This window comes from Mycobacterium sp. DHQP2018-32-09 (assembly GCF_058148405.1).
Map to the genome: position 1 here is coordinate 16,324 of NZ_JBYVYK010000014.1, position 11,796 is coordinate 28,119.

The following is an 11,796-nucleotide window of genomic DNA, read 5'->3' on the forward strand; positions in this document are numbered from 1 at the left end:
GTCCCCTCCTGCCTACCCGGTGGTCGGAGACCCACCCGTGGACCGCACCACACGCTGACACGCGCTCGCGGCATCGACGCACGGTGCGTCCGTTGAGCGGGACGACGTCGAACGGAATACGCGCCCTGCCGTCACCTGCGCTATCGACGTGGTCGTCCGCTCAGCCACGTCGACGGCCAGCAGACGGGCTCGTCCACTAGGAGGTGCGAGCCGCTTGAAGTGTTGCAACGTGGTATTCGCGAAGTGTCGCACACCGCTCGGCCGCCATCGGCGCTGGCGGCGCTCGGGGACAGCGACCACGACGACGATGACCACGTTGGTCAGGCAATGGGTAGCCTGAACGCCCCGTCGGAACTGCAGCGGAACGCTGGGAGCGTTGAGAGCATCCGCGTGACGGCGCGTAGGCACCATGATTGGTCCAGGTGTGAGGGCCAGGGAACCCGTGTTGCTTGATGCGTTGACCATGCGCCGGGGCGGGCGCGAGTCGGTGAGGAAGCGTCGCGTTGACGACATGACCGGAACCAACGACGTCGACTTCCATCATGTTTGGCAGCTCCGAGAGGCCGAGGGTTGAAGGTACGTGCGCCTACGGTCGTTACTGGCTCGGACAGGTTTTGGAGGACATGGGGTTGGAGGACATGGTGTTCGAGGACATGGTGTCCGAAACATCGCAGCTCCATCATGGTCAAGTCGACGGAACCCGCGAATCGCCGGTCACGGGGAAGACGTGCCGATGACGGTTCCGCTGGTGTCGAGGGCCTGCACCTGGTAGTACCGTCCGGCCTCCGGGACGGGGAAGGTGCTGTCGGCACCGGTGCTGGGAATGGTCATGGAGCTGGTGAGGTGTTGCGCGTCGCTGCCGGAGAGCACCTTCCATCGTGCGACCGCGGTGGCCCCGTTCCACTGCGCGTGACCGGTGGTGCCGTCGATCCGTACGCTGGGCCTGCCGTCGGGAGTGCCTTGCCAGCCGTCGAAGTAGGCCCGGTAGGTACCGGCACCGGGCAGTGACACGTCGTAGAGCATGGTGCCGTCAGCCGCGAATTCCGAGATGTGCCCGGCAGTACCCCAGCCCGAGAACGCATCCCCGTTCCCGATCTGCTGCAGGTTGCCCATGGCGCCGGCGACCAGGTTGTCCGGATGTCGTTGGTTGCGGACGAGGGTCGCGACATGGGTGGTGGGATCGAGGTGGATCCATTCCAGGCTCGACGGTCCGCCGCCGACCTTCCCTGAGCTGGAATCGTTGTTGAACAGCGTCACGGTGTGTGCGTCGGGCATTTCGGCATCGTGTTGGAATGCGAACTCGACACCGTCGGTCAACCGGTAGGTGGACCGTTTGCCTCCCAGCTGCCAGTCGATGCTCCCCGAGCTGGGGTCGACGTCGACCACCGTCGACGCGTGCCGCAGCGAGATCACGAGATTTCCCGACGGGTCGAGCGCGATGGAGTTCATGTGGTACGGGTCCCACACCCGGTCGGGGACGTACTCCTGGTAGCTGTCGGTGAGGGGGACGTGTTGCATTGCGTCCCAGTGCAGCAGGGGCTTCCCGGTCGCCACGTCGACCACGGAGGCGATGCAGTCGTACATCTTGCCGTCCTTGGGGCCACCGACGGAGGAGAGGTCGGTGCTGACTTCCCGGTAGGACGTGATGAGGGCATGGCCGTCGGGAGTGAGGCGGAATTCGTGAGCATCGGAACTCAGCCCGTCACCGGGGGTGAGGGTCCTGATGAGGTGATAGTGCGAATCGACGATGTAGTCCTCGCCCGTGCCGTGGCCGTTCACGCGTTCACCGACCCACCAGGTCAGCACGGGTGCGCCATGGAGAGTCTGGGTGCGAAAGTTGTTGGTGCCCTTACCTGCCGGAGCATTCCAGCCCCATAGGAGGTGTCCGTCCTTGGACATGATCCGCACACCGGAGCGGCCCGTTCCCGAGGCGGCGGGATTCGGACTGATCGAGTTCGGTGACGGCGCCTTGTTCAGGTCGACCGCAGCACTGAAGCCGGTGGTGTAGAAGACGTCTCCGGTCAGACCGTCCGGCTCGTTCACGTTGACGCGGTAGGTACCTCCGGGCAGCAGGTCGGCGACCGGAGTGCCGGTGAACGCGGCGCCCGGGGTGCCCGCCTCGCTCGGCGCCGGCCTGGCGCTCGAGCCGCAGGCCGCCAGCGTCACCGCTACGACGGTGCACAGTGCGGTGAGAACCGCCGAACGACGCCACGAATCCATCGATGCCTCCTCGGCGCCGGCGCCGAACACTCGGCGGGGGAACCCTTTCGACGGTAGCGAGGCATCCCCTCTCGCGGCTGTGCCGCACATGTGCGGTCCCTATGACACGGGACCGCCGAGAGCGCGGCGTCGTCTGGCGCGGCGGCCGACGGGTCGCCCCGATGTCACGGCGATGCGGGTCCGGCAGGAGAATCGGGCAGCGGGTCGGGAGACCGTGCGGGCTAGGGTGATTCGCGGCGGTCCTCGGTGAACCCGGGTCGAAAGACCCACTTCACGGTGTCGATGAAGGGGATGGTCTCGGTGGAGACGACGCCCCGTACCGACCTGATGCGCATCACCAGGGCCTGGAGGTCACGGTCGTCCTCGGCCATGACCTCGGCGAGCAGGTCGTAACGGCCGTTCGTGGTGACGATGTAGTAGATCTGGTCGAACTCGGCAAGAGCGGTACTGACCTCGTCGACGCGGTGGTCGACCGAGATGCACACCATCGCCGAACGGGCGTAACCGTGCGTGGCGGGATGGGTGACGGCGCCGACGTTGAGGACGTTCTCGTTGAGGAGGCGCTGAATCCGCTGCCGGACCGTCGCGTGGGAGAGGCCCACCGACTTCGCCATCGCGGTGAACGCCAACCTGCCATCTTGCTGCAACAGGCTGACGAGCTTGCGGTCGATCTCGTCGAGCTTGGCGGGCACCAGCTGATGTCGATCAGCAGGTGTCATCGGCTTTCCTTCCGCTGCGGGTCGTGTGTAGAGGTTAGACGCCGATCGACGTGGCACACCGGCAGCATGGCGACGGCGCGGGTGTGTCACCGCCGTCCCCCGGCCACCAGACATGCCGGTGCGTCCCCCTTCGTTCCATCATTACTCTTGCACTACTGCCGGTTGGTGCTTCAATATGAAGGCCAACGCACACTGAGAACATCATTATGAAGGTGGGGACACGATGACCGAGTTGCTCGTGCACGCTGGCCGGCTGATCGTCGGCACGGGCGAGGTGATCGACGACGCGGCGATGGTGGTGCGGGCGGGTCGCATCCATGCCGTCGGGCCCAGGGACACGATCGCCCGCCCGAACGGCGCGGAGGTGATCGACGCCGGTGACCAGACCGTCATGCCGGGAATCGTCGACTGTCACACGCACCTGGGTGGCACCTCCAGCGCCGACTATCAGACGTGGGTGCTGGAGGACGACCGACAGCAGGCCATGTTGTCCACCCAGCAGATGCGGACGCTGATGACCCACGGTGTCACCACCGTGCGCGACATCTCCCGCAACGGTCTCAAGCTGAAGTGGTTGGTCAACAACGGCCACTTCCCGGGCCCACGCATCGTGGCGTGCGGGCCGGGTCTGTCGCGCACGGGGGGACACGGCGACGCCCACAACCTGCCGTGCGACATGATCCAGCGCAGCCATCCGTGGGGCATGCTCGCCGATGGGCCCGAGGAACTCCGCAAGGCCGTGCGCATGCTCAACCGGATGGGTGCCGACGCCATCAAGATCTGGGCGACCGGCGGCGGCATGTGGGACAAGGAACTCGAGACCGACCAGCACTACGACCTCGACGAACTCACCATGGTGGTGCGCGAGGCCAGCATGCTCAACATGGCCGTGTTGGCCCATGCCGAATCGCTGCCCGCAGCCAAGGACTGCCTGCGGGCCGGAGTCGCGACGTTGGAGCACGGCGAGGAACTCGACGACGAATGCCGCACGATGATGGTGGAGCAGAGCGTCGTCCACGTGCCCACCCTGCAGTTGCTGCTCGGTCCGTGGTGGGACGAATTCCCCCCACCTCCGCGGCCGGGCTTGGAGCACTACCGCGGTGACACGATGGTGCAGAAGGAGAAGAACCGCATCGCCGACAACTTCGCCGCGTCGGTCAAAGCCGGTGTGACGATCGCCGTGGGCAGCGACAGCTTCTCCACGACCTTGGTGCCCTACGGGAAGACCAGCCTCGCCGAGGTGCACTCGCTCGCCGAAACCGGCATGTCCAACGCCGAGGCGTTGGTCGCGGCCACCCTGAACGGCGCCAAGGCGCTCCGCGTGGCGGACCAGACCGGCTCTCTGGAGGTCGGCAAGAGCGCCGACTTCCTGATCGTCGCCGGAGACCCGCTGTCCACCATCACCGATCTGACGTATGACAACCTGCGCTACGTGCGACGCGGCGAGCACGTGTTGCGCGACGACCGTCGCGGCACGGGGACGCGGTGAGCATCCGTCGCCGAACCCGAGACGCGACGGGGACGGCTCGAATCACCCACCCCGCCACGGTCGATGGGCAGCTGGAACGCAGCCTGAAGCCGGCAGGCCTGGGCACGGCCGATCTGGTGTTCTTCGTCGTCGCGGCCGCAGCGCCGTTGACGGTCGTGGCGGGCGTCGTGCCCCTGGCGATCCGCACCGGGGGGACCTCGGCCGCCTACGGCTACCTGATCCCGGCCCTGGTGCTGCTCCTGTTCGCGGTCGGATTCACGGCCATGAGCCCCCTGATCCGCAACGCCGGGGCGTTCTACTCCTACATCGCGCACGGCCTGGGACGGCGGTTGGCCGTCGGAAGTGCCTTCATCGCCGTCGTGTCGTACAACGCGATGACGATCTGCCTCATCGCCGGATTCACGTTCTACGCGCAGAGCCTACTGAGTTCCCTGCTCGGGGTGAGCGTCAACTGGATACCCATCGCGGTGCTGGCGATCGTGGGCGTCGGCGTGCTCGGGTACCTCAAGGTGACCCTCGGCGCCCGCGTCCTGGGTATCGCACTGGGGCTCGAAGTCCTCGTGTTGCTCGTCTACGAGATCGCCGTGATCGGCCAGGGGGGCCACGGCGGAGTCGCGTTCACCACCGAGGTCTTCGCGCCAACCGCACTGACTCACAGCGGGTTCGGCGCCATGCTGGTCTTGACCGCCGGCGGCTTCATCGGCTTCGAGGCCACCGCCCTCTACGCCGAGGAGGCCCGCGATCCGGCTCGGACCGTGCCGCGGGCCACCTACATCGCCATCGCGTTCCTCGGCCTGTTCTACACCTTCTCGGTGTGGTGCGTGTTCATGGCCTATGGACCCGACGGCGCCCTTCGGGTGGCAGGCGGCGACGACGTGTCGAACCTGACCTTCCAATCGATGGCGACGTGGGTGGGGCCGTGGCTGTCGGATACGGCGCAAGCATTGCTCTGTACGAGTGCGTTCGCCGCGGCCCTGGCCTTCCACAACGCTGCTGCGCGTTACCACTTCACGCTGGCCCGCGAGAAACTGCTGCCGAAGCCGGTGGCTGCGGTCAGCCCGGCTCACGGATCACCGGCGGGTGGGGTCGCCTTGCAGGTGGTGATCAACCTCGTGGTGTTCGGAGTCGCCGCCGTGGCAGGCGCAGACCCCTACCTCGTCGTGTTCCTCTGGTCGTCCGCGCCTGGAGTGCTGGGGATCCTCCTCCTGGAGGGGATCGCCGCCGTCGCCATCGTCATGTTCTTTCGCCGCGACCGCCACGGCCACGGCCCGTGGCGCACGATGGTCGCGCCGGCAGTGGCCGCCGTCGGCCTCTTCGGGCTCGTCGCGTTGAGCGTCTCGCAGATCGAATTGCTCACCGCAGCCTCCGGAATCGTGAACGCGTTGCTCTTGGCCCCGATCCCGATCGCCGTCCTGGCGGGCGCCGCGCTCGCCACGCACTTCAAGCGGAACCGGCCCACCGACTACGCCGCGTTGACCACGCTCGAGGTCGAGCGGTAGCGCGGCGCGAGGGGCCCGCCCGCGGTGCGATTGGGGCGGACCGGGTCGGACGGCGAACTACGTCGGGCGCGGTCGCGCGGTGGTGATGACCACTATCGCCTCGGCCGCGCCGTCGACGGCGGCGAACCGGTGGCGCCGATCGCTCGTCCAACTCAGTGTCGCCCCCTCCTCGATCAGGGTTTCTTCGCCGACGGGTCCGGCCAGCACTCGTCCGTCCACGACCGTGAGGTGTTCGCGGGTACCCGCGCCGTGCGATGGCGAGACATGCTCTGCGCCAACGGGAAACTCGAGTCGGAACACCTCGACGGTGACCCGGGGCAAGTGTCGAACGGACAGCAGTACCGTCCGCATCCCGCCGTCTGCGGCCGAGCGGGCGCCGGGTGTCTCACCGACGAGCGCGGTCAGAGGTACGTCCAGGGGTGCGCACAGCGCGTAGAGGGTCTCGACCGTGGGATTGCGTTTGCCTGCCTCGATTTCGGACAACGAGCCCTTGCCCACCCCGGCGCGACGCGCGAGTTCGGACAACGTGAGCCCGCGCTCGGAGCGCAGCTCGCGCAGTCGGCGACCGAGGTCTCCGGAATCCATCCGACCATGCTACGTTCTGTGAACAGAACGCGTTCCGTTTACAGAACGATTGGTCATCGGTGGATCAGGACGTATCGAAGGCGGTGCCGCTAGGCGCCGGTGTGGTGTGCGCGCTGGTCGGGTTCACCTCGTCGTTTGCCGTGGTCCTAGCCGGTTTGCGGGCAGCAGGGGCTGATCCCGAGCAGGCGGCGTCGGGCCTGATGGCGGTGAGCGTGGCGATGGGCGCCGCGTCGGTGCTGCTGTCGTGGCGGTCTCGGATGCCGATCACGTGTGCGTGGTCGACGCCTGGAGCCGCACTGTTGATCAGCACCGGCGCCGTGGCCGGCGGGTGGCCCGCGGCCGTCGGCGCGTTCGCCGTCACCGCGGTGCTGCTGCTCGCCACCGGGCTGTGGCCGACGCTGGCTCGTGCCGTGGCCCGCATTCCCCACTCCGTCGCCCAGGCGATGCTGGCGGGGGTGCTGCTGCCGCTGTGCATCGCTCCGGTCACCGCGCTGGCTGCCGATCCGGCGGTGATTGCGCCAGTGCTGGTGGTGTGGTTGGTCGTGTCGGCAACCCGGCCCCGCTGGGCGGTACCGGCGGCGTTCGGCGTCGCACTGCTGGTACTGGCGGTGACGTTGGTGCGGGACCAGACGGTGCCCGCGGCCTCGTCATGGGTTCCGCACCTGCAGGTCACCGCGCCGAGCCTCACGGGCGCGGCCATCGCCGGCATCGCCGTGCCGTTGTACATCGTCACCATGGCCGCGCAGAACATCCCGGGCGTCGCCGTCACGGCCGGCTTCGGCTACCGCGTTCCCTGGCGCCCGGCGCTGACGGCGACGGCAGTCGCCTCCCTGGTGGCGACCCCGTTCGGTGGTCATGCCGTCAACCTCGCCGCCATCAGCGCCGCGTTGGCCGCCGGACCGGATGCCGATCCCAATCCCCGGCGTCGCTGGATGGCCGGAGTCACCGCCGGAACGGTGTACGTCGCACTCGGTCTGGTCTCGACGGGTTTGACGGCCGTCGTGCTCGCCGCCCCGGCCGGGCTCGTGCAGGCGGTCGCCGGGGTGGCGCTGCTCGGTGCGTTCGCCGGCGCGTGTGCCGACGCCGTGGCCGACACCTCGACGCGCCTGCCGGCGGCGGTGACGCTGGTGATCGCAGCCTCGGGAGCGACGGTAGCGGGGGTCGGCGCGGCGTTCTGGGCGCTCCTGATGGGCGTGATCGTCCACCGGTTCGTGCTGCGGAAAGGTCTGCATCCCAGCCCGTCCGAGGGCGGGGGCGACCAGTCATGACTTCTCGACGCGCCGGCACGGGTGGTGGTGGTGGGCCGGCCGCGCCGCCAGCTGCGTCCGCACTCGTGGCGTCGCTGACGGTGGCGGTCATGTCGGTGTCGATGAAACCGGGGTGGACCCCGACCGCCAACGTGTCTGCGGAGTGCAGTTCGAGGCGACGTGCGTTCTTCATTGGTGATCGCCACGGTCGTACCCGGGCTGGCGTGCCCGTCCCCAGTCACGTCGTGGTCGCCCGAGGGCCGGGTTGGTCGAACGCGCCCCTCGGGAACGCGTCACGCCACGCGGGCTGCCGCCATGAAACGTTCGAGTTCCCGGGGGATGTCGGGACCCGTCGGCTGGAACTGTATCTCCGTCGCGCCGTCGTCGACGAGGCGACGGATGGCAGCCGCCACCTCGGCCGTGGATCCAGTCAGCGTGTTGCCCTGCAGCAGTTCGTGACTGCCGGCCGCCCACGCCGCGGAGTCGGCGTCGCTCATCCTCGTCAGGTGCCCCTGGTGAACCGCCAGGTGGCGAAGGTGCTCGGGAGACCGGTTGACCACCTCGAGCCACTCCCTGCCGCCGGGCATCTCGAGCACGGCCTCGGGTCCCTGCAGCGTCCACGCGAAGTGCAGTTGCACCGCTGCGACGACGCCTGCGGTGTCCCGGACGCGTTCTGAGTCGACCGACTCGCCGTCGTCGAGGACCGTGCCCATGACGACGACGACGCGCTTGTCGTAGTCCTGCTGCTGCGGGGTGACCTGGAACAGTGACATCATCCCCACGGCGCCGAGGCGACGTGAGACGGCGCCCCCCTTGGGCCCCATGCCGCTCATGATCAGCGGGATGCGTAGCGGCAGAACGTCTTCCCAGGAGGTGCCACGTAGCAGCATGGTCAACGGACGCCCTTCCCACGTGGCAGTGTCGCCGGCGAGAAGTTTCTGGTAGGTGCGGACGTACTCCTCCATGTAGGACCACGTGATCGGTGGCTGACCGATGGCGGCGCGGCTGGAGAACCCGGTGCCGAACGACGTGGTCACCCGGCCCGGGGCCAACTCGTGCAAGGAGATCGTTTGTGCGGCGTTGACCAGCGGGTGGCGCTGCGAGGGAATCAGCACACCGGGTCCCAGCCGCAACGTCGTCGTGGCCTGCGCGGCACGGTGCAGTTGGTACCAGATGTCGTCACCCTGGAACGCCGTGTCGAACACGTAACCCTGGGTGTAGCCGAGGGCTTCGGCGTATGCAAAGTGTTGCGGCACTTCCGATGTCGGAGGGAGGCCCACACTGAGTTCGACGTCGGTCATGATGGTCGTCCTGTCATCGGCGGGTTGATTGCGTCGGTTGCGGCATCGTGGCGTTTCACGCCCCACCGATCGAGCCGCCGCCGTCGGCGCGGAGAACGTGACCGGTGATGAAGGCCGCATCGTCGGACAGGAGGAACGCCACTGCCGCCGAGATCTCGCGCGGGGTCCCGAAGCGGCGCATGGGCACTGCGTCGAGATAGCGCGCTTCGCCGTCGGAACCGGGCGCATTGTTGGCCCGGAACAACTCGGTCTCCGTGGGCCCAGGGGCCACCGCGTTCACCGTGACGCCGGTCTCGGCGAGTTCGGCGGCCCACGCGCGGGTGCAGAACTCGAGTGCGGCCTTGGCCGAACCGTAGGAGGTGCGCTCTGCCATGCCCACGGTGACCAGGCTGGTGACGTTGACGATGCGTCCCCAGCGCTGGGCGAGCATTCCGGGGAGGACGGCCTGGGTGGCTTGAACGGCCACCCGGACGTTCACGTCGAACACGGCCGCGAGATCATCGAGATCCACCGCGCCCAGGCGTCCGGGACGGACGAGGCCTACGTTGTTCACCAGGGCGTCAACCGGACCCTCGCCCAGAATCCGGATGAGCGCGGCGCCCGTTTCGGCGCGGTCTGCGAGGTCGGCGCTGACGAAGGTGCCGGGGAACTGATCCGGTGCGGTCCGGGCGATGCCGACCGGGCGGTGCCCGGCCTCGGCGAGCAATCTCGCGAGTTCCAGCCCAATTCCCTTGGAGGCGCCGGTGACGACGACCCTTCTGGGCGCCGAGCCGCTCACCGTTGGTAAGCCAGGTCGGCTGCGGTCAGGCCTTCCAAAGCCATCCCGAAGGGCACTCCCTCGACGATCCGGCGCAGCAGCTTCTGGTTGAGGGTCTGCTTCTGAAGGGACCGGTACAAGGCAGGCTTGGCCGCCAGGCTGCGGGCGAGTTCCACGCCACGGTCGTAGGCGCGGTGGTGCGGTACGACTTCGTTGACCACACCCCAGCGTTCGGCCGTCGCGGCGTCGATCGTGTCGCCGGTCCACAGCAACCATTTGGCGCGAGCTGTTCCCGCGATTTCCTCCCACACCACCTGAAGACCGTCGCCTGCGGTGATCCCGAACGTGGGATGTGGGAAGTCGCCGTAGGTGGCCCGGTCGGAGGCAATGTGGATGTCGGTCAGCAATAGGTATTCGGAGTGCACCGTGGCCGGGCCGTTGGCGACTCCGACCACCGGCATCGGCAGGCTCAGGAGCCGCTGCAACACGGCGAGGCCCTCACGGCGAATCTTCTCCCAGACGAGGGGTTTGAAGATGTCGCCGAGGCTGTCACCGTCGATGTCGCTCATGAAGGCGTCTCCGGTCCCGGTCAGGATCAGTGCCTTGTTCTCGGAGTCGAGGGCGATGTCCTCGAGGGCCTTGGGTAGGTCCTCGTGGGTCTGCCCGGTGAAGATGACGCTGCCACCGTCGGTGTGGAATCGCATCGTCAACACACCGTCGTCGGTGCGCTCGAAGGCGAGGTTCTCGTAGCGGGTGAAGTAGGCGGGATCGGACATGGGGACTCCTTCGTGATGGATCAATGTCGTTGACGAGAGCTGCATGTGGCGTTGACGGTCAGCCCACTTCTTCGACGAGTTCGCGGAGGCGGTGTGAACTGGCGTCGACCGCAGTGAGTCAGGCGGTCGTCTCCGCCGCCATCACACTGTCGCTCGTGACATCTCCCTTCGACATCCCGAGTCAACGCGACCGGTCGGCGACATGCTCGCGCCGGCGCATACGAGTCGTGACGGCCGGTATAGGGCACGCTTATGGCTGCAGGTGGCAGGACGGGTTGCGCGGGACCGGGAAGTGCGGTCGCTCGTCTCGGTGGCGGTGGAGGGCACTCTCACCGGGGCCGTACGGCGCCCCACGTCAGTCGGCCCTGGGGCAACTGACGCCACGAAGGGCGGGGCCCAGGTCTTGTCCCGACGTCCTCCCCACGTCGCTAGGCGAGCTTCAGGTCGGTCAAGCTCGCGCAGTAGTCGAGCAGGGCATCTTGCTTCTCGGCCGAGCGCGCATCAGGGTGAGTCTGGGCGGGCTTCTGGTGGAAGAAGTGCTGTCCGGTCACCTTGGCCGCCGGGTCGTCGCTCACTGCCAGCCACGCCTGCGTCACGGGTCCAGCCTCCAGATCGTCGGTGGCGTCTGCGCCGCCCAGTTTCGTTGGCACCCAGCCAGGTTCAACGGAATTGACGAGGACGTCCGGCCATGTGCGGGCGATGCCGAACGCGAGCATCAGGTCGAACAGCTTGCTGTCGGAGTAGGCCTGGTTGCCGTCCCATGGACGACTCGCCCACTGTGGGTCCTCCAGACCGAATCGGCCGTCGCGGTGCAGGATCGAACTCAGATAGATCGAACGTCGAGGCCTCGGAATCAGTGCGCTGATGACATAGGGCGCCAGCACGTTGACGGCGAAGGTCAGCGCGAGACCATCGTCTGTGCTCAACCGATGCGGTGCGTTGTACCCGAGTCCGACGTTGTGGATGACCGCATCGAAGGAGCCTGTCGCGGAGGCCTGCCCGGCAACGGATCGCATCCCCTCGATGGTCGACACGTCGCCGATCGCCACGCCCTCGGCGGCCGGCAGCGCGGCCATTGCGTCTTCGGCGCGCTCGGCCGTGCGCGCGTGCAGGGTGACCTCGTGGCCGTCCTCGGCCAACAGCGTGGCAGCCATCAATCCCAGGCCGTCGGTCGATCCAGTGATGAAGATCCGAGCCATGATC

Annotated in this window: 10 protein-coding genes; 3 read left to right on the forward strand and 7 right to left on the reverse strand. The window is 67.7% G+C overall.

All coding sequences use genetic code 11. The features are described from left to right. Positions 1–714: 714 nt before the first annotated feature. Positions 715–2,220: an arylsulfotransferase family protein gene (locus tag AC30CM_RS09090; RefSeq protein ID WP_490116528.1), complete on the reverse strand. Its 1,506-nt coding sequence runs from the start codon at positions 2,218–2,220 to the stop codon at positions 715–717. A gap of 221 nt (positions 2,221–2,441) precedes the next feature. Beyond that, on the reverse strand, positions 2,442–2,939 hold the full coding sequence (locus tag AC30CM_RS09095) for an Lrp/AsnC family transcriptional regulator (protein WP_490116529.1): 498 nt from the start codon (positions 2,937–2,939) through the stop codon (positions 2,442–2,444). 223 nt (positions 2,940–3,162) lie between these two features. Here AC30CM_RS09095 and AC30CM_RS09100 point away from each other — a divergent pair, with 223 nt between their 5' ends. Both AC30CM_RS09100 and AC30CM_RS09105 read left to right on the forward strand, forming a co-directional pair. Continuing rightward, entirely contained in the window at positions 3,163–4,428 is a 1,266-nt protein-coding gene (locus AC30CM_RS09100) for a metal-dependent hydrolase family protein (protein WP_490116530.1), read from the forward strand. After that, the gene (locus AC30CM_RS09105) at positions 4,425–5,927 is read left to right on the forward strand and encodes an APC family permease (protein WP_490116531.1); all 1,503 of its coding nucleotides are present in this window, start codon (positions 4,425–4,427) and stop codon (positions 5,925–5,927) included. Before AC30CM_RS09100 ends, AC30CM_RS09105 begins: the two co-directional genes overlap by 4 nt. A 57-nt stretch (positions 5,928–5,984) precedes the next feature. On the opposite strand, the gene AC30CM_RS09110 is transcribed toward AC30CM_RS09105, so the two are convergent. After that, on the reverse strand, positions 5,985–6,512 hold the full coding sequence (locus tag AC30CM_RS09110) for a helix-turn-helix domain-containing protein (RefSeq protein WP_490116532.1): 528 nt from the start codon (positions 6,510–6,512) through the stop codon (positions 5,985–5,987). A gap of 59 nt (positions 6,513–6,571) precedes the next feature. Here AC30CM_RS09110 and AC30CM_RS09115 point away from each other — a divergent pair, with 59 nt between their 5' ends. Beyond that, entirely contained in the window at positions 6,572–7,780 is a 1,209-nt protein-coding gene (locus AC30CM_RS09115) for a benzoate/H(+) symporter BenE family transporter (RefSeq protein WP_490116533.1), read from the forward strand. Between the two features lie 272 nt (positions 7,781–8,052). On the opposite strand, the gene AC30CM_RS09120 is transcribed toward AC30CM_RS09115, so the two are convergent. The 4 genes from AC30CM_RS09120 to AC30CM_RS09135 form a co-directional block, all read right to left on the reverse strand. Next, a complete protein-coding gene (locus tag AC30CM_RS09120; RefSeq protein ID WP_490116534.1) occupies positions 8,053–9,060 on the reverse strand; it encodes an LLM class flavin-dependent oxidoreductase in 1,008 nt (335 codons plus the stop codon). A 55-nt stretch (positions 9,061–9,115) separates the two neighbouring features. After that, complete coding sequence (locus tag AC30CM_RS09125; RefSeq protein ID WP_490116535.1) at positions 9,116–9,838, reverse strand: SDR family oxidoreductase; 723 nt, start codon at positions 9,836–9,838, stop codon at positions 9,116–9,118. Next, positions 9,835–10,593 (reverse strand): enoyl-CoA hydratase/isomerase family protein, encoded by a 759-nt coding sequence (locus tag AC30CM_RS09130; protein ID WP_490116536.1) that lies wholly within the window; start codon positions 10,591–10,593, stop codon positions 9,835–9,837. The genes AC30CM_RS09125 and AC30CM_RS09130 overlap by 4 nt, the downstream gene beginning before the upstream one ends. A gap of 428 nt (positions 10,594–11,021) precedes the next feature. Next, positions 11,022–11,792 carry an SDR family NAD(P)-dependent oxidoreductase gene (locus tag AC30CM_RS09135; RefSeq protein WP_490116537.1) on the reverse strand — a complete coding sequence of 257 codons (771 nt, stop codon included), beginning with the start codon at positions 11,790–11,792 and terminating at the stop codon, positions 11,022–11,024. Positions 11,793–11,796: the final 4 nt, after the last annotated feature.